Origin of the sequence: Pseudomonas muyukensis (assembly GCF_019139535.1) — a bacterium.
Taxonomy (GTDB): Bacteria; Pseudomonadota; Gammaproteobacteria; order Pseudomonadales; family Pseudomonadaceae; genus Aquipseudomonas; species Aquipseudomonas muyukensis.
Map to the genome: position 1 here is coordinate 3865923 of NZ_CP077073.1, position 18310 is coordinate 3884232.

11 protein-coding genes are annotated in these 18310 nt (G+C 67.7%); all 11 read right to left on the minus strand.

The annotated features are described in order from the left end of the window. Positions 1-3: 3 nt before the first annotated feature. From KSS95_RS17115 to KSS95_RS17165, 11 genes are read right to left on the minus strand one after another with little or no spacing between them, the layout of a single operon-like run. Positions 4-7116 (minus strand): LamG-like jellyroll fold domain-containing protein, encoded by a 7113-nt coding sequence (locus KSS95_RS17115; protein WP_217848249.1) that lies wholly within the window; start codon positions 7114-7116, stop codon positions 4-6. A gap of 23 nt (positions 7117-7139) precedes the next feature. Next, positions 7140-8186: a Gfo/Idh/MocA family protein gene (locus KSS95_RS17120; RefSeq protein ID WP_217848250.1), complete on the minus strand. Its 1047-nt coding sequence runs from the start codon at positions 8184-8186 to the stop codon at positions 7140-7142. Continuing rightward, positions 8183-10075 (minus strand): asparagine synthetase B family protein, encoded by a 1893-nt coding sequence (locus KSS95_RS17125; RefSeq protein ID WP_217848251.1) that lies wholly within the window; start codon positions 10073-10075, stop codon positions 8183-8185. The genes KSS95_RS17120 and KSS95_RS17125 overlap by 4 nt, the downstream gene beginning before the upstream one ends. Next, on the minus strand, positions 10072-11430 hold the full coding sequence (locus KSS95_RS17130) for a UDP-N-acetylglucosamine 2-epimerase (protein ID WP_217848252.1): 1359 nt from the start codon (positions 11428-11430) through the stop codon (positions 10072-10074). The genes KSS95_RS17125 and KSS95_RS17130 overlap by 4 nt, the downstream gene beginning before the upstream one ends. A 37-nt stretch (positions 11431-11467) precedes the next feature. Further along, positions 11468-12646 carry a 3-dehydroquinate synthase family protein gene (locus KSS95_RS17135; RefSeq protein ID WP_217848253.1) on the minus strand — a complete coding sequence of 393 codons (1179 nt, stop codon included), beginning with the start codon at positions 12644-12646 and terminating at the stop codon, positions 11468-11470. Next, on the minus strand, positions 12643-13917 hold the full coding sequence (locus tag KSS95_RS17140) for a DegT/DnrJ/EryC1/StrS family aminotransferase (RefSeq protein WP_217848254.1): 1275 nt from the start codon (positions 13915-13917) through the stop codon (positions 12643-12645). Before KSS95_RS17140 ends, KSS95_RS17135 begins: the two co-directional genes overlap by 4 nt. Continuing rightward, positions 13914-14723, minus strand: coding sequence for a glycosyltransferase (locus tag KSS95_RS17145; RefSeq protein ID WP_217848255.1), 810 nt, complete (start codon positions 14721-14723; stop codon positions 13914-13916). Before KSS95_RS17145 ends, KSS95_RS17140 begins: the two co-directional genes overlap by 4 nt. Next, positions 14704-15411: a PIG-L deacetylase family protein gene (locus tag KSS95_RS17150; RefSeq protein ID WP_217848256.1), complete on the minus strand. Its 708-nt coding sequence runs from the start codon at positions 15409-15411 to the stop codon at positions 14704-14706. Before KSS95_RS17150 ends, KSS95_RS17145 begins: the two co-directional genes overlap by 20 nt. Beyond that, positions 15408-16499 (minus strand): glycosyltransferase, encoded by a 1092-nt coding sequence (locus KSS95_RS17155; RefSeq protein WP_217848257.1) that lies wholly within the window; start codon positions 16497-16499, stop codon positions 15408-15410. The genes KSS95_RS17150 and KSS95_RS17155 overlap by 4 nt, the downstream gene beginning before the upstream one ends. Continuing rightward, on the minus strand, positions 16496-17317 hold the full coding sequence (locus KSS95_RS17160; RefSeq protein WP_217848258.1) for a class I SAM-dependent methyltransferase: 822 nt from the start codon (positions 17315-17317) through the stop codon (positions 16496-16498). The genes KSS95_RS17155 and KSS95_RS17160 overlap by 4 nt, the downstream gene beginning before the upstream one ends. Further along, a complete protein-coding gene (locus KSS95_RS17165; RefSeq protein WP_225935521.1) occupies positions 17314-18252 on the minus strand; it encodes an SPASM domain-containing protein in 939 nt (312 codons plus the stop codon). Before KSS95_RS17165 ends, KSS95_RS17160 begins: the two co-directional genes overlap by 4 nt. Between the last annotated feature and the right edge of the window lie 58 nt (positions 18253-18310).

Sequence of the window (18310 nt, forward strand, 5' to 3'; positions counted from 1 at the left end):
GGGTCAGTTGGTGCGGTAGTGCTCTGCTTCGTACTTGCTGGCCATGTAGTTCAGCAAGTCGACCCGCAGTTCGGCCAGCTCGAGGAACTCGTCACTCCCGTACACCTTGGCCGCCGTGTAGAAGGCAGCCCACCAGGGGATCAGGTCCTTGAGCAGGCCTGGGCCGGCGCTGGGGCTGCCCAGCACCGTGTCGATCGCCGTCCCGATCTCCAGGCGAGTCGGGTCGGTCTTGTCCAGTTGCTTGTCGATCACGCTCACCAGCCAGTGGTTGGATGGCAGGTTGGCCGGGGGCGTGATGTTGGGTGCGTTGGTGTCGGCCTTGACCGGCTGGAACGCCGCTGGCACGCGGCTGACATAGGTGGTGCGGTACATCACCCGCCACGGCTCGCTGGGGTTGTTCATGGCCTCGCGCATGGCAGCGGCCGAGGCGCTGGTGGAATTGTTCAGCCAGTTCTGGTCCACCACCTGCGCCAATACGCTGAAGTTGTCGGCGGCCGGCGCCAGCAGGAACGACATGTAGCGGTAGGCATCGACCTTGCCCGGTGCGGCGTTGGGCCCATAGCCGCTGAACTTCAGGTTGCCGCCCTCCTGGGTGAGGATCGGCGCGGGCAGGAAGTTGGTCGGGCTTACGCTGCAGCTCAGGGCAAAGCCGTTGGACAGTGCCTCGACCTTGGTCGCGGTCATGGTCCAGGTGTTGCCCAGCAGGGTGTCGGCCTCGATGTAGTAGCCGCCGAACGGCGTGCCGATATCGGCCTTGAACTCCAGCCCCGCGGCGAAGGTCAGGCTGCTGGTGCCGGTGTAAGTCTCGCTATAGCTGTTGGCGAAGCTGTGCTCTTCCTTGTGCAGCCCCCCCGCCGCCGTCCACACGTAGTTGTTGTAGAGGCTGCGCAGGTTGCGCTGGTTGGCGAAGTCGTAGAACTGGTTGGACTTGAGCTTGTCGCGCAGGCTGTCCATGGCCGCCACCGTGCGGTACTTCTTGACATCGAACTGGTCGTAGTAAGCCTTGAGCTGCTGCTCCTGCTTCTCGATCCTGCGCTTGGTGTCGTAGGCTTCGAGCGGCTTGAAGTAGCTGCCGCGCTCATCGTTGGCTTCGGGGTAGTCCGGGTCGTTGACCAGGCCGACCTTGCCGTCCAGGGTGCCGTTCTTCACATAGCGCGGGTTGATCGGAAAATCGATGATGTTGGTGTCCACCGGGATCGTGGTGTTCGGCGCCAGCACATAGCCGACGGGGGTTTGCGTGCCCTTGAGCGCCTGCATGTAGAGGTCGGCGGTGGACGACTTGACCAGGGCAATGCCCACGTTGTTCTGGATATAGCGCCGCCCCACCGTCAGGTTGAGCACCGCGTTGGCCGCCTCCCAGTTGCCGGTGGGGGTCATCGAGGTGGCCAGGCTCACGCTGCTGGAATGGTTCTGCGACACCTCCAGGCCGTCGCCCAGGTTGCCCGACAGCACCATCTTGGCGCCGCCGGTGATGGTGGTCTCCAGCACCATGGTCTCGGCCTCGGCGCCCAGGCCCACCGACACATCGCTCTTGCTCTTCTGGTACAGGCCGCCCTTGAGGTTGAATTCGCCGTTGAAGGTCGAGGTCTTGTTGCCGGTGAAGGTCCAGCTCTTGCTTTCGCTCTCCTGGTAGGTGACCGAGCAGGCCGAGGCGTAGTCCGACGCCGGGCCACCCATGTCGCCGACCCAGTAGGCCAGGGTCTGGTTCTCGCTGGGCAGCGGTGGGCCGCCTTCGATGAAGCCGATGATGGTTGGCTTGCTCTGCACCTGGCCGACGAACAGGGTGTCCAGGTCACCCACTTTGTAGCCCACCTCCAGCGCCGTCACGCCGTCGCTGCTCTGGTAGAAATAGCCGCGCTTCATCACGCTGAAGATCTTGCCGTAGGCGTCCTTCTCGGCACTGGCGTACTCGATCACCGAAGGCTGGCCCTGGATCCGCGCGACGTAGTAGTCCGGCGTGCCGCCGAGGGTGTTGACCACGTACTGCGCCTCGTTCTGGATCGGCGCCGCGGCGCTGCTCCACTGCGGCGGGCTACCCGCCGGGGTCAGCGTGCCGTTGTTGCCAAGGCCTGTGAAGTCGAACAGCGTCGGGCCGGAGCCGGCCTCGATGCGCCAGTAGCCGGCCAGGTGCTCCTCGCCACCGGTCAGCGCCTTGTTCATGCTCTCGCGGATCTGCTGCTCGGTCAGGCGCGTGGAGAACAGCCGTACATCGTCGATGCGGCCGCTGTAGGGCAGCGTCAGCGTCGTGCCCTGGCGGGCGCCGCCGAAGGTGAACTGGCTATCCTGGTAGCCGCCGACATCGGCCACCTTCAGGCGCAGCGGCAGGCTGCCGCGGCCGTTGACCACCAGGCTGGCCTGGGCCACGTCCTGCCAGATCGTCCACAACTGGTTGCTGCTCAGAATCAGGGTGTTGTTGCCGGTCAGGTCCTTGGCGTTGGTGCCGGCCATCTCGTCGAAGTCCCAGGCAGCCACCAGGCCATCGGTGGAGGCTGGCGTGAGGCGCAAGTCGTAGGTCTGGGCGATCTGGTCGGTGGCCAGGGTGCGGTTCCACACCCGCACGTGGGAAATCAGGCCCTCGTAGTTGAAGGTCAGGTCGTCGTTGACCCCCAGGTAGAAGGACGAGGTCTGCGTACGCACCGTGGCCGGGCGCGCCAGGTCGTTGCGCATCTGCTCGGCCACCAGGGCGCCGTTGAGGTACAACCCGGCCCGCACGTAGTACTTCTGCGCCACGTACTCCTTGCTGCCGCTGTCGTTGGCCACGGTGCCGGTACTGAAGTTCAGGGCCACGTAGGTGGTCACCCCGGCCGTGATGGCGAACTTCACCTCGTGGGTGAAATTGACAGGTGGGTCGTCGTACTTGGGTGGGTCCATCTGCAACTGCACGGTCAGGCACACCTGGCCGAGGGTGTTGATGTACAGCGAATAGCTGCCGTTCTTCTCCAGCAGGATCTGCTTGCGGTTCAACGCCGACGGTGCGATCCAGGCTTCCAGGGCGAAGGTGCTGGAGGGGTTGAAGGCATCGCCGTCGCTGACCTTGCCGTAGTTGCTGGCCAGCAGCCTCAGCCCATGCCCTTGGCGCGAGGCCAGCGCGACATGGGTCCAGCCCTTGAGGATGCGGTTGGAGGTCAACACCAGCTCGTTGCGCCCGGCATAGGGCACCTGGAATGCTCCCTGCGCGCTCCAGGCGGGGCTGGCCGGGTTGGTCAGCGTGGCGTTGTACTCGACGCCGGTGGCGGCCGAGTTGGTGATCACGATGCCGCTGCCTTCGGCCAGGTTCCAGCGGATGCCGAGCATCGAGTCGGTGTCGGCGAAGCCTTGGCTGAAGCTGTTCTGCATCTGGCTGTCGCTCAGCGCCCGCTGCCAGAACGCCACGCCATTGACCCGGGCCGGCAGGCTGCCGCCCTGGTTGCTGCCCAGCATCAACGCGCCGAGGTCGCCGCTGAAGCTGTTGCTGGCCGTGGCCTTGACCGGGGCCCCGGCGTTGACCGACAGCTTGAGCGTCACCTGCCCTTGCCCGGCGAGCTCCACTACTGCGGTGAGGCAGGTCCAGGCCCCCACCGGCAGCGGCTGGGCCGTTTTCACCTCGCCCTGGTCGTCCAGGAAGGTGAACACCGCCTTGCCATACTCATCCACCGCCAACTGCACGTACTGGTCGCTGCCGCGCACCTGCGAGACCGACAGCAGCGTGCCACTCAGGCCGCTCTGCGGCAGGTAGACATAGACCTGCAAGGACAACGCCGGCGGCTTGAAGTTGAAGGCCCGGGTCACGTAGGTGCTGTCGCTCATCTCCAGGCCCGGGCCCTGGCGCGCGCCAATCATGTATTGCACCGGCAGGTCCGGGTGCTTGCGGTTGCCCAGCACGTTATAGGACAGCGCCCGCGACGACGGGTTGATGCGGCTGTCGCTCAGGGCCAGCCAGGCCTCCACGGTGAGGTCGTCGGTGATCGCCAATTGGTCCGAGGGCGAGTACGCCTTGTCGACATTGAACGCCACGTAGTTGCTCTTGTTCGGCGGGTTCAGGTCGAGGCTGAAGCTCGGAGGCAGCGGCATCCAGCCGCCGTTGACCCCAGGCGTCAGTACCGGGGCGATGCCGCCCGGGTGCACCGAGGTGTTGGTCAGCCGCCCTACCCCGCCGTCGGTGGGCGGTGCGTCGACCAACGCCCCGAACAGCATCGAGCCACGAATGGCGTCGTCCCGGCCATTGAACGCCAGCCGCGCGCCCTGGATCACTGCGGCGCTGGTCAAGGCCTGGGGGGCCATCCCGGGCGCATCGTAGCTTGGCCCCTGGAACAATACGCGCAGCAGCCCGGCATAGGCGAACGCGCCACCTTCGGGCGCGGGTGCCGGGGTGTCGACCACATCGGCGCTCAAGCCGTTGCCCAGGGCATAGATCAAGGTCGCCAGGCCGCCCTGGTAGCCGCTGGGGTAGGCGTAGCCGCTGGCGTCGCCATTGAGCACCTTGACGAACCCGGCCTGCTCGCGGGGCACGTCGGGCAGGCTGACGCCGCAGATGAGCACGTTGCACAGCAGCGGCTGCGTGGCGGCACTGACCGTCACCGTGAAGTCCTTCTGCTCGTCGCGCACGAACACCAGCACATGGCTGACCTGCTCGTCGGAGCGTGCCAGGCTCAGGGGCAACCCGTAGGCACGGCTGCCAGCGGTGGTCACGCTGCTGTAGTCATAATGCGGCGCCTTGCCGGCGAACACATCGAGCAAGGTGCGTGGCGTCGCCGGCACGGCGGGCCAATGCTGGTTGAGGGTGGCGCTGGCCGGCCAGCGCGGCGGCGCCGCCAGGCTGATGTCGACCACCACGAATTCATCGCTGGCCCCGGCTGCGACCGCCACCGAAGTCAGCTTGACCGGCAACTGCGGCACCGAGGTCAGCAGGAAGAAGCTGCCGTTGCCGCCCGCGCGGGTGGGCACCAGCACCGCCGGCGCGCTGCCTGCATAGTCGAAATAGGGTGTGGACTGGTCGAGCACCTGGGGGTCGTCCGGGTTGTTGGAAGCAGCGCCGTTCCAGATCTGCGTCAGCTGTGCGATATCCCGTGGCAGGCCCCGCCAGGTCTCCGTGCCGACGCTTTGCGCGGCCTCCACAAGGATGTCGCAGAGCAGCTCGGACACGCTGGAGGCGGCGACCGTGATCTGCGTGCTGTTCATGTAGGTGCCGACCCGGTGGGCGACGAAATTCACGAAGCCGCTCTGGGTGGCGTCCGGGGCCACCAGCAGCCGCGCGGCCACCGGTGCCCAGTGCTCGCAGCTGACGCCCCGGTACAGCGCCACCGAGGTCGCGGGCAGCTCCAGCGCCGCCGCCCTGGCCCCGCTGCTGCCCCATTGGGTGGTCCAGTCGACGGTGAAGGTGGCACGCGCCGACTGGGTGGAGAACTGCGCCACCGTCAGCAGGTCGCCGTCGCCGGGGTAGTACAGGTGCAGCAGACCGTCGGAGCCGTCGATCAGGCAGGTGGCCGCGTTCGGGCGGATGAACCCGGCAAGGCCCGCGTAGTAGGTCAGGCCCATGGCATCAATGTAGAACTCACCGCTCATGTCGCTGTTGACCGGCGAGGCCGAAGGTTCCAGGCGCGCGCCCTGCACCGTCACTTTCACGCCCGAAGCGGCCTGGTTGAGCGTGGTCGGCGGGTTGTCGCCGTAGTTGACGCTGTTGCAGTCCAGCTGCACTACGGCGGTGCCCGCCACCGTGATAACGAGGCGTTTCAACGCGCCGATGAAGCCGTTGCTGTCCGCCGCCACCAGCGCCATGGCCGTGCCGCAGGGCTCGGCCGTGGTGCTGCAGGGCGTGAGGGGTACCGGTGCGTCGTTCACCGTCAGGGTGAAGGGGTTGTCGCCCTTGCCCGCATAGCGGACGTGCAGGTCGCTCCACACGTCGTTGAACAGCACCGGGTGCAGGGTGCGGCAGCTGACCCGCGCGCTGCCATTGCCAAAGCCCACTTCGAGCTTGTCGCCATCGACGATCCAGACATAGGGCGCGAGGGTCTTCTCCTCGCCCTGGGGCGCACCGCCCAGCACCTTCAGCCCGTCGCCCTTGACGCCTGGCGCCAGCATCAGGCCGATCTCGAACGGGCCCTTGATCGCCAGCGGGTTGGTGCCGCTGGCGGGCTGCAGCAGGTTGAGGCTGGACACGCCGTCGAAACGCAGGTCGAACTCGGCCGGGACGATGTTGGAGGTGACGATCACCCCCGAGAGGTTGGCCATGGTGCCGTTCACGCCGATGGCCGAGTCCAGCGTGACGGTGCCGTCGGCGACCGTCAGGGTGATCATCACCCGGGTGGCGCGGCGCACGCCGATGCTCGAACCATCGGGCTGCACCACCTTCTCATGCTTGACGTAGGTCACCGCGCGGGGCGCCGAGGTGATCGCCAGCGCGGCGCTGGTGCCGGCCTTGGCCACGCCGAACACGCTGTCCGGCTGGATGCGCAGGTCGCTGCCCACGGGTTTGCCGGCCACCTCGAACAGGCCATTGTCAGTGGCGGGGAAGTTGAACAGCTTGACCGAGGTGGCGCTGCTGTCCAGGGCCAGGAACTGCCAGGCGAAACGCTCGCTGCCGGCGATCGGCAGCAGCAGCGCGTCGAAATGGCCGTCGCTCACGCCGGTGATCATCGACAGCTCGAGGGAAGGCTCCAGGAAAGGCTGGCCGTCGGGGTCGAGGAAGTCCTGCTTGTCGGACTTGTCGGCGGGCACGTCTTCCTTGTGGCTGCGGGCGTAGCGGACTTCCCACGCCGGTGACAGTTCGTAGTCGGTGGTCTTCTGGTCGGTGCCCGACTTGGTCTTGAGCAGGCGAAAACGGTTCACGTACAGGGTGCCGTTCATCGACTGCTGGATGACCGAAATGTACTTCTGGTCGGTCACCACCCGAAACGGCGCCAGCGACGGCACCAGGGTCGAGGCATCGCAGTCCACGGCGATGATGCTCATGCCCACCTGGCGCACCTGCTGGGTGAAGGTCACCGCGGTGAAACCCGACCAGTCGAGGTCATCGTCGTCGCTGTCGACGTCCTGGCCGAGCACATCGAAGTAGATGGCCTGCTTGCCCGCCACTTCGCGGCCGAACACCACCACCACACCCTGGAAATTGACCGATACGATCTGATTGAACTGCTGCACGCTATCCCCTCCCTGTTGATCGGCTATGGCTGCAGGAACACCGGCTGGCCGCTGCGGCTGGACTCGAGAATGGCTTCGGCCAACTGCACCGCGCGCAGGCCGTCGCGGGCCTGGCACACCGGCGGCGTGCCATGGCGGATGCAGGCGTACAGGTGGCGGTGTTCGTTGGGAAAGGCGTCGTCGTTGGTGCCCCAGTCGTGCTGCCAGGTCCAGGTGCTGACCGGCTGCTCGGGCCGGTCGTAGCGGTAGAGGCTCAGGACCTTCTCGCCCTGGGCATTGGGAAACTGCAGCACGCCCTGCTCGCCGACCACATCGAAGCTCGGGCGGATCCCGCCGCGCCCCACGCACAAGGGCTCCCAGCCCAGGCCGCTGGCGGCCCAGGACTCCGACCACAGCGCCTGGTCGCCGGCGACGAAATCGATCACCGCGATCACCGTGTCATGGGCACTGGTCGGCCCGCGCTTGAGCTTGCGGGTCGAGGCATAGACCTTGTGTGCCGGGCCGAACATCCAGGTCACGAAATCCAGCCAGTGGGTGTGCTCGAACACCACCCCGCCGCCCAGCTCGGCATCGTGGATGGCCGGGCTTTCAGCCCCCTTGCACACCGCCCAGACATCGCGGAACACCAGCGGGCGCCCCAGCACGCCGCTTTGCACGACCTTGCGCAGGTTGCCCGCGTCGGCGGAAAAGCGCATCGGGTAGCCCAGCAGGAACACCCGCTGGCTGTCCTCGGCCACCCGCACCACCTCCTGGCATTGCGCCGAGGTCTTGGCCAGGGGCTTTTCGCAGAACACGTGCTTGTTGGCCCGCAGCGCCGCGATGGCCAGTTCGGCGTGGTTGAACGGCGGCGTGAGGATCCACACGCACTCGATCAGCGGGTCGTCCAGCACCTGCTGCACGTCCTCGGTCCAGCCCGCTACCCGCCACTTGCGCGCCAGCGCCTGGGCCTTGCCCGGCACGCTGTCGCACAGGCAGCGCACGTCGAACAGGTCCCTGAGCTTGTCCAGCTCTTCCAGGTGCCAGTCGCACACCGTACCGCAGCCGATCAAGGCCGTTCGTATCGCGCTCATCCGCTCCTCCGCAAGCTGAAGGCCCGGCTGCTGTCGAGCCATTGTTGAAACATCAGCACCGACCACAGCCGCTCTTCCCTGAAGTGCTCGCCGTGGTGCAGCAATCGCGTCCACTCCCAGCGCACCTGGGCCACATCGAAGAAACCTTCGTCACCCAGGCGACCCGGCGCCAGCAGGTGCTCGGCCCAGTCGCGCAGGGGGTGGCGCAGCAGCGGGCTCACCCAGATGCTGAAGCCCAGCTTCTTGCGTTCGAGCAAAGCCCTGGGGATGTACTGGTAGGCCACCTGGCGCAGCAGCCACTTGGAGGTGTTCTTGCGGTGCTTGAGGTGGTGGGGCAAGCCCCTGGCGAAGTCCAGCAGCGCCCCGTCGAGAAATGGCATGGCCACCCGCAGGCCGGCATGCTCGCAGGCACCGATGGTTTTCTGCGTCACTGGCGCGAGGAGGATTTCCCCCTGCACCTGCACCAACTGGTCGAGCAGCACCGACAACCGCGGTGGCTCGGCGTCGGCCCCCGGCCAGGGGATATCCAGCCAGCCTTCGCCGAGCACCAGCCGCCCGGGGTCCAGTACCCGTGCGCCGAGCACGCGCTCCACGTGCCCCAGGCCATTGCCGGCCAGCACGCCACGCATGTCCTCGAAAGCGTCACGGCCGGGGTCGTCCAAGGCCAAGCGCCGGCCGAGCCAACGGGCCAGGCTTGTCGCCAGCGGCGTCGAGCAGCGCCCGGCCAGCGCCAGGCCACGGCCCAGTGCAGCCCTGCCCCAAGGCGGCACGCAGCGTGCGCGGAGCACGCTGCGGTACAGGTCCAGGCGCTGGGCATACTCACCCAGCACGCAGTCGGCGCCATCGCCGGCGAACACCGTGTCGACGTAGTCGCTGGCGGCGCGGGCCAACAGCATCGAGGGCAGTTGCGACGAGTCGGCCAGGGGTTCGCCATAGGTAGTGGGGATGTCAGGCACCACGCCTGCCAGCGCCGGGTCATCAAGCCGGATCTCGTGGTGCAGGGTTCCCAGGTGGCGGGCGATGGCCGCAGCGTCCGGGGCCTCGTTGCAATGCATGCCGTGCAAGCCTGCGGTGAAGGTGTGGATGGGCTTGCCCAGGGTTTTCTGCAACAGCGCCGCGCCCAGGGTCGAGTCGAACCCGCTGGACATGAAGGCGCCCGCCGTGGAGCCGTCCAGCCGCGCCTCGACGGCCGCCAGCAGGTGGCGCTCGAAGGTTTGCGTGGCCAGACCTGGGTCGATGGGTGTGCGCTGGGTGGTGGGCAGCGTTGCCCAGGACGAAGGCGCATAGGCTTGTTGCGCCACTTCGCCGCAATCATGTGCCGACAGCGCCACCCAGTGACCGGGCTGCAGCTTGCGCACCTGCCGGTAGAAGGTATGCGGCGCCGGGACAAAACCGTAGCGCACGAACAGCGCCAACGTCTGCCGGTCGACTTCCAGCTGCCGGTGCAATGGCCGGAACGCACCGAAGTCGCTGCTGAACAACCAATGCCCGGCGAGGCGACCGTAGAACACCGTGCACTGCGTGGTACGGTCGCAGGCCAGGACCAGCCGCTGCCGCTCGGCGTTCCAGTACGCCAGGGCGAACTTGCCGCTGATCCGGTTCAGGGTCGTCACCTCGCCCCAGGCCAGGAACGCCTGGGTCAGCAGTTCGCCGTCGGTGCACGGCTGCGCCGCCAAGCCCAGCCAGCCCTGCAACTGCGCGCGGTTGAGCAACTCGCCGCACCACAGGGTGTGGCTGTGCGCGCTGGACGGCAGGTGGTCGGCCTCGAGCCCCAAGGCCTGGCACATGGGTGACAGCCAGGGCCGCAGATCGCCCACGCCACTGCCCAGCCCACCACACAGGCGCGCAGCCGCAGCCTTGGCGGCGGTGGCCAGCGCCGGGCGGTTCACTCTGGCACCCGCGGCAGGTACTGTGCCTGGGCGCCCGCCAGCACGGCGGGTGCCTCGTACACCTTGAGCAGCTCGGCGATCCCCTGCCCCACGGCCTGGCCATAGAGCGTGCGGCCACGCTGCAAGCCCGGCCAGGCCTCGGCCGCCGGGCGCGCCAGCACATCGCGCAAGTGGCGATGGACGAACGCCGCCGACAGCGGCGGCAGCAGCAGGTTGCTCTGCGCGTCGAGCACGGTCTCCGGGCGGTCGGTGCTCAGGCGGCAGGTCAGGCAAGGCACGCCCAGCACCGTGGCCTCCTCCTGCAGGCCGCCGCTGTCGGTGTACAGCGCCAGGCAATGGCCGGAGGCCAGGAAGTGGATGACATCGGTGTAGTGCGGCCACATCGGCTGGACCACCACGCCGTCGAGCCGGACGTCGTCCAGCAGGCCGGCGAGCTGATGTTGGACCAGTGCGCCGTCGAGGGCGTTGCTGCGCACCAGCACCACCTGCACCCCCTCGATGGCCAGTCGCCCCAGCGCCTGCAACACCGCCTGCAAGGCCTGGGCGGTCATGTTCTCGCGCCGGTGCAGGTCTACCCGCAGCCAGCGCCCCTGGGCCAGCGCCGGGTACAGGCTGAACAGCGCACTGCGTGCAGCCCGTGGCAGGGCCAGACGCACCGCGTCGCTGCTCAGCGAACCGACCTGGCGCAGCTGTGGCAGCGGGTAGCCCTCGCGCAGCAGGTGCTCGACATTGCGCTCCACCGGGGCCAGCAGCAGGTCGCCGACCACGCTGGCCAGGGTGGTGCAGACCCCTTCAGGGAAGGGTTCTTCGTAGAACCGTTGCCAGCGCAACTGGCGTTGTTCGGCCAGGTCCTGCAGGTTCGCCCAGGCCCCCCGGTCCGGTCCGTAGCTGCGCAGCCCAGCCTCGACGTGCACGCTGCGCGCGCCATGGGCCAGGTACCAGAACTGGGCGAACAGCGCCGCCGTGGCGGTGTCCCCGGACACCAGCGGTACCGCGCTCTGGCGCAGGCCGCCGGCCTTGAGCCGGGCATCGAGGCACTCGATGGCCAACGCCAGCTGCGCGGTGCGGCCCAACAAAGTCCCGCGGATGCCGAAGCTCACCGCCAGCAGGTGCTCGTAGCCCAACTCCTCCCTGGCCTGGGTCAGCACCGGGTCGTAGTGCTGGCCGGTGTCGACCAGCAGGAACGGCAAGCGCAACGCGTCGCAGGCCAACACCAGGCTGGCCAGCTTGATGTAGCACGGCTTGGTGGCGAGCACGATCAAGTACAGCGGGCGCTGCTCGCGGTTGGCCTGAGCGATGGCTTCGGCCAGGCGGGCTTCATCCACCCAGGCCAGGTTGAAACTCAGTTCGGGCATCACGACATTCCTTATCGCGAGCGGTGGTCGGCAAGCTTTACTCGGTAACGCGCAGCGCGCTGTAGTAGCCCGCCTGCAACTTGGCGTAGGCCCGGCGGATCTCGCCTTCGTCCACCCCCACCAGCGGCTGGCCCTGGCTCATGGCCGGCCGGCCGATACCGCGCAGCAGCACGAAGGGGTAGTGCCCGGCGTTCAGGCGAATGCGCCCGCGCTTGTTGTCCTGGCGGATGCGCGCCATGACCCGCTCGAACGACGGTGGGTTTTCCAGGCCAAGGGGCGCGCCGCAGCGCAGCAGCAACTGGGCATGCAGGTGTTCTTCCTGTTCGCTGAGCCAGCCACGTTCCCGGGCGATGGCGGCGGCCACCAGCATCCCCAGGCCGACGGCGTGACCATGGGTCAAGGTGCCGGTCTCCAGCTCCAGGGCATGGCCGACGGTGTGCCCGTACTCCAGTACCACGCCCAGTTCGTGCTCCAGCGGGTCGTCCAGCAGCAGTTGCTGCTTGGCCTGGATCCCCAGCTGCACCAGCTCGATCCAGCCGGCCGGCGAGGTGTCCGCGGCCAAGCGTTCGAGCGCCGGCACGGTCGCGGCATCGAAGGCCAGGCCGTTCTTGCACAGTTCCACCACCCCGGCGGAGAACGCCGGCGCCGGCAGGCTCTGCAGGTACTGCACATCGACGCAGCACAGGCTGGCCGGGTGGTACAGGCCGTACATATTCTTCGCCGCGGTGCCGTTGACTGCCTGCTTCTGCGACAGCACCGAGTCGGACATCGCCAGCAGCGTGGTCGGAATGTGTACCAGGCCAATGCCGCGGTACAGCAACCCGGCCAGCATGCCGGCCAGGTTGCCGGTCAGACCGCCGCCGAATGCCACCACCACCGAACGCCGGGTAGCGCCACCGGCCACGGCCTGGTCGAGCAGGCCCTGCAGCACGCCGAGGGTCTTGGCCGCCTCATCCGCTTCCACCAGCAGGCAGGTCACCGGCAAGTGGCGTTGCAGGGCATCGAGCAACGGCGCGCCCCACAGTTCGTAGACCCGTCGATCGGCCACCAGCAGGATATGCGCCGCCTGCTCGCTGACCCGCTGGGCGATCTGTTCGGTAAAGCGGTAGCCCAGCAGCATTTGCATGCGCTGCTCGCCGAAGCGGAAGTCCAGGGCGCGCACTGGCAGCTCCTGGGTCGAGCGCCGTGCCGGTACATCCTGTAGAAGCGAATTCATTGCCCCTCTCCTTGACGTGCACGCAGTTCGTGCGCGTGCTCCTTGACCTTGGCGAACGCCTGCGCGACATGGGCCATGGCCTGGTCGTCGGCGAGGAACAACCAATGGGCCAGCATTACGTGCTGGCGATGCGCGGCCTGGGCGCACAGCAGCGGTTGCGGCACCCGCGGGGCCGTCAACAGGCGCTGGGAATGGCCGGGGGCGAGCACCGCGAACCTGTCCATCGGCGGATAAGGCGGGTGCACCCAGCAGCCCAGTTCGGCGGACAGTGCCCGGCACACTTGCGCTATCGCCACGCCCTCGAATTCGGGGCCTTCCAGGCGCACCGGAAAGTGGTACAGGGTGGTCCGTTCGGTGCCTTCGGCAGTCTGCTGGAAGGCGAACCCGCCGATTTCCTCGAGGAGCTGGCGCAAGCGCTGGGCCTGGCGGGCGCGCTGGGCGTTTTCATGGTCAAGGTCTTCCAGGCGGCTGAGCAGGATCGCCGCCTGGGGTTCGCTGAGGCAGGCGTTCTGGGCAAAGCCCTGGCCGCCCTCCTCCAGGGTCATGTAGCCCGATGGCACCGTATCGGTGACCCGCTGCCGACCGTCCGCGCGCAGGCGAAAGATCCGTGCGGCAAGGTCTGGGTCGTCGCAGATACAGGCACCGCCCTCGCCGCTGGTCAGCACCTTGCCATTCTGCATGCTGAAGGTGCCGACCGCGCCGAGCGTCCCCACATGCCGCCCTCGCCACTGGGCGCCATGGGCCTGGGCACAATCCTCGATCAGGTGCAGGCCATGGCGCCTTGCCAGCGGCAGTAGCGCATCCAGGTCGGCGATGGCGTTGTACAGGTGCACCACCATGATCGCCCGGGTACGCGGGCTGATCGCCGCCTCCACCGCATGGGGCGCCAGGCACAGTGAGGCAGGGTCGATATCGACGATGACCGGCACCGCGTTGATCGCCAGCACCGCGCTGGCGCAGGCCACCCAGGTCAGCCCCGGGACGATCACCTCGTCCCCGGCGCCGATGCCCAGGGCCTGCATGGCCGCCATCAGGGCACTGGTGCCGTTGGCCGTGGGCACGCAATGGCGCACGCCGTTGTAATGGGCAAAGGCTTCGGCGAAGCGCTGGTCCCAGGTCGGGCTGGCGTCGGTCTCCAGGCCACTGACCGACCAACGCCCGCTGCGCATCACCGTGAGCAGGGCACGCTCGCAGGTCAGCGTGGACTGCGGCCATTGTGGCCAGGCCTGGCGATGCACCGGGGTGCCACCGAACAATGCCAGGCCGCTCATGGCTGGGCTCCGGCGCAGGCCTGGGTCGGGCCGCTGGTCTGGCGCAGGTTGGACACCCCGCCCAGGTAGTAGCGCACGGTGGCGCGCTCGGAGCAGGCGAACTTCACCCCTTGCTCGCGCACCCGTTGGAACAGCTTGTCGTCTTCACCGACCCGCAGGTCCACCTCGCGTTGGCTGAAGCGCTGGTCGAAGCCCAGGTTGCGCAGGCACTCGGTGCGAAACAGCCATTCGTTCATGTCCACGGTGGCGCAGTTGTCGGGCGCCTCGGGGCCGCGCACACCGTCGCGCATCACCGGGCTGCCAGGGCTGAAGACGCCGTGGGCCAGGCCCCAGCGGTACATCCTGTTGGCCACCGCCGGGTCGTCATGCCAGGGGTAATGGGTGAAGGGGAACGGCGTGCCGTCCGGGTTGAGCACCTGGCGCCAGGCATGGGCCGCCTGCAGCTGTGGATCTTCCAGGCACTGGCAGAGGGTCTGCAGGTGCTCAGGTTCCAGTGCGTTGTCATCATCGAGGAACGCCACCAACGGTTGCTCGACCTGGGCCAGCGCCGCGGCCCGCAGGCGCGCCATGCGCTGCGAGGAAGCCCCCTGGAACGGCTGCCCTTCGAGCGGCTGCCACACCACCCGCTCGCGCCACCCCTCCAAGGCTGGGTGCGCGCGCAGTGCCATGGCCCGCTCGGACAGGATGCGGTGCTCGACACGCAGGCCGCCCTGCTGCGCGGCGACGCTGGCGATACAGCGCGCCAAGGCCTGTGGGCGGTCCACGGCGAAGGTCAGGATACAGATATCAGCCAAGGGTCCAGACACGTTCACCTCCGATCGAATGAGCATGGGTTGCCACCGCGGCCAGGTCTTTTTCTGCCACCTGGGAGGCATAGCCGGCCAGGTGCCTGAGTTTTTCCGGCAGCCAGTCGGCCAACGGCGTGAGCAAGGGCCGCAAGCCTTGGGCGGTGTGCGCCAACTGCTGCGCCAGGGCATGCGCCGACAACTCGCCGGCATAGGGCAAATCTTCATAGAACAGCAGCGGGCAGATCGCGGCGAACACCCGTTGCGCCGCCCGGCGCGTGAGCAGGTGGTCGATGTGCCCGCCTACCCCCAGTGGCGCATAGACCCTGGCCGGCCGGGCCTGCTCCAGGCGCTGGCGCAGCCGCTGCTCCAGGCGTTCGAGCTCTGGATCCTCAGGTGTCGCACCGTCGGCGATGAACAACGAATCGACATCGGGATAACCCCGCAGCGGGGCTTCGGCCAGGTCCAGGCACTCGTGGGCCAGGTGCAGCGCGTCGCAGAAACGCGCTTCTTCAGCCTGGCGCCAGCGGGAAATCTGCGCCTGGCTCCTGAGCGTCGGAGCGTAGGGGGCGAACCGGCTCTGGGAAAAGATCGTCAACAGGCGCACGTGCTGCCCCCGCTCCGCCCCGCTCAGCAAGCGCCCCGCCAGCGAATAGGCAATGTCGTCGCAGTGGGGCGACAGCAACCAGACCTCGCCCCGGCGGCTCATGCCCGCGGCCTCGCCGCCAGCACGCTGGCATAGGCCGCGCTCAGGGTGGCCAATGCCCGGGCCGGGGCAAACTGCTGTTCGAAGCGCTGGCGCAACTGCCCACCCAGTATCGTGCGGCCCTGTCCGCTCAGGGCATCCGCCAGGGCATCGGCCATCGCGCGGGTGTCGCCGACCGCCGTCAGCCACGGGTACGCCTGCCCGCACACCCAGCGCGCACCGCTGGTCGCCGAGGCCACCAGCGGCCGGCCCCTGGCCGCCAGTTCCAGGAGCGCGACCGGCGCGCCTTCGAACAGTGAGCTCAGCACGAACACATCGGCACTGGCCGCCACCTCATCGATGCCACCGAAAGGTTCGAAGCCGCCGGCAAAATCCACCGATGCCTCGATGCCCAGCATCCGCGCCAGGTTTTCCAGGCGCCCACGGTCCTCGCCTTCGCCCCAGAGGCGCAAGCGGGCGCGTGGGCAGCGCTCAAGCAGCAAGGCGAAGGCCGCCAGCAGGAACTCCAGGCCCTTTTCCGCCGACAAGCGCGAAATGCACCCCACCACCTGCCCCGGCTCGCGCAGTGCCGAGACCTTGGCAGGCGCACTGAGCAAAGTGTTGGCCAGTACGCTGACGCGGCCACGGTAGGCGTAGTGTTCGTGAGCGTGAATGGCTGCATCGGGGTTGAGCACCAACAGCCCGTCGAGCTCATGCAAGCGTTGTTGCAACGTGTTTGGCAGCCACCAGCAGCGGGGGCTGAGGTCGGTAGGCTCCCAACCGATGACCGGCACCACCGTGCGCTGGTCCAGCCATGCCAGGCAATGGGCTTCGATGGGCATGAACTGGATCAGGTCGGCGGAGCGTGCCGCCAGCAGGCATGCCAGGGCGTCGGCCATGGCCGCCGGGCTGCCATGCGCATCCTGAACCAGGCTCAGGCCCTCGACCTGCAACAGTGCCCGCCATGCCGGGTGCACTTCAGGCCCGGTGAGCAAGCGCAGCCCGTGACCAGCGCCAACCACCAGCCGGGCAAAGGTCACGGCCGCATATTCACTGCCGCCCAAGCTGGCCAGCGAAGGCACCACCCAGATCAGCTCCAGCGCAGGCTTCATGAGCGTATCAACTGGAAGAACCCGCCCTGCTCACCCGGCACGCCAGCAAGCTCGCGCCCGCAGCTGCACTCGACCGCGAAGCCCGCCCGTTGCGCGGCGTCGAGCAGTTCGGCATTGCTGTGGTTGCGCTGGCGGATGGTCTTCCAGTCGCGCCGCGCTTCGTGCCCATGGATATCGATGAAACTGTACAGCTGGTGGCTGACCAGCCAGCGGCTTTCGGGGTCGTATTCCTCCCACCCCATCATCGCCACATGCAGTTGCCCCTGTTCGCCGGCGATGCCACCCGCCAGGCCATGGCTCTGCAGGGGCTTGGGGAATGGCGCCGCGGCCGCGGCCAGGCGGGCCGCCGAGCGTTCGCGCATATCGGTCAGCAACTGGCCGCCGGGGCGCAGCGCGGCATGGGCGATGGCCATGAAGCGCCGCAACTGGTCGAGGTCGAAATGGGTCACGAAATCATCGGCGGCCACCAGGGTATCGAAGGTCGACCGCAGGGGTTCGTCGAGCACACTGCCGTGGGCCCAGCTCAAGCGTGCCCGCAGCTCGGGCGCAAGGCCTTCCGCCTTGGCAGCCAGGTAGCCCAGCATCGCCTCGCTGATGTCCACCCCGTGCACCCGGTGGCCATCCTCCAGCAACGGCAGGGCCAGGCGCCCGGTGCCGCAGCCGATGTCCAGCACCTGGCGCGCAGGCCCGCGCAGTTGCTCGCGGTACCAGGCGATGGTGTTGGCGGAGTCGGCGTCCCCGGCGCTGGCATCGAACAAGGCCGGGTCGTAGAAGTTCGCCAGCCAGGGCGGGTCGAGGGTCATGTCGCGAAGGTTCATAGGGTCACCCGGTAGTTGGCCCACTCCGGCTCCAGCCAGTCTTCCAGGTCCATGTAGCGGCGCTCGTAGCACCAGTTGCAATCGGCGCACTGCTTGATGGCCGGCCCGCCCAGGCGTTGGTGGTGTTCGGCGCGCAACTGGCGCATCTCGGGGCCATTCCAGAAGGCCGCGAAACCGCCCTGCTGCCAGTCGCCGAAGGTGAACTCGTCGCGGCCGTTGAGGTGGTCGCAAAAACCCAGGCGCCCACGGCTGTTGATGTAGAGGTATTGCCAGGGATGGATGCAGACCTTGTTCACGGCGTGGGGCTGGATGCTGGCCGCGGACAGCGCCGCCGACAGCTCGAGTTGCAGGTGGTGCCGGCGCTGCAGCTGGGCGAGCCGCGCCATCACCGTGGCGACCTTTTCGCTGTGGTACTCCAGGCGGTTGGGGTCGTCATCGGGCGCCCACAGCGGTTCGAACTTGAACCGGCGTACGCCCAGTTCCATACCCAGGGTGACGATGGCTTCCAGTTCGTCGAGGTTGCGCCCGCTGACGGTCACGCACAGGTAGAGTTTTTCCGCCGGGTCATGCCCGGCCTCGCGCTGGGCCTCGGTGAGCAGGCACAGGTTGCCCAGCACCTGCCGAAGGTCGGCGCCACCACGCAGTTCGCGAAACAGCGGCGCCGTGGCGGCATCGAACGAAACACCAACGGTGATGCCTTCATGCCCCAGGCGTTGCCACAGCTGCGGTTTGCGCACCACCGCGTTGGTGATCAGCTTGAGCTTGACCGGATAGCCCAGCGCCACGTCCAGGTAGTCGAGAAAGCCAGGCACGATGGTGCTTTCGCCCCATCCACGCAAGTCGACGAATTCGGCGCTGGGAAACAACGCGGCTGCCATTTCCTTGAACATCGGCAGCGGCAGGATATTGCCCTTGACCGGGCTGCAACGACACATCGGGCAGACCAGGTTACAGCGGTCCGTCAACTCGACGTAAATTGCTCGCGGTAGTTCG

What these genes read in the sequence shown, in the direction of transcription:
- KSS95_RS17140 (WP_217848254.1), bottom strand. Translation starts at nt 13,917, where the DNA reads ATGAGCGGCCTGGCATTGTTCGGTGGCACCCCGGTGCATCGCCAGGCC.
- KSS95_RS17150 (WP_217848256.1), bottom strand. Translation starts at nt 15,411, where the DNA reads ATGAGCCGCCGGGGCGAGGTCTGGTTGCTGTCGCCCCACTGCGACGAC.
- KSS95_RS17160 (WP_217848258.1), bottom strand. Translation starts at nt 17,317, where the DNA reads ATGAACCTTCGCGACATGACCCTCGACCCGCCCTGGCTGGCGAACTTC.
- KSS95_RS17130 (WP_217848252.1), bottom strand. Translation starts at nt 11,430, where the DNA reads ATGCCCGAACTGAGTTTCAACCTGGCCTGGGTGGATGAAGCCCGCCTG.
- KSS95_RS17135 (WP_217848253.1), bottom strand. Translation starts at nt 12,646, where the DNA reads ATGAATTCGCTTCTACAGGATGTACCGGCACGGCGCTCGACCCAGGAG.
- KSS95_RS17120 (WP_217848250.1), bottom strand. Translation starts at nt 8,186, where the DNA reads ATGAGCGCGATACGAACGGCCTTGATCGGCTGCGGTACGGTGTGCGAC.
- KSS95_RS17165 (WP_225935521.1), bottom strand. Translation starts at nt 18,252, where the DNA reads ATGTGTCGTTGCAGCCCGGTCAAGGGCAATATCCTGCCGCTGCCGATG.
- KSS95_RS17155 (WP_217848257.1), bottom strand. Translation starts at nt 16,499, where the DNA reads ATGAAGCCTGCGCTGGAGCTGATCTGGGTGGTGCCTTCGCTGGCCAGC.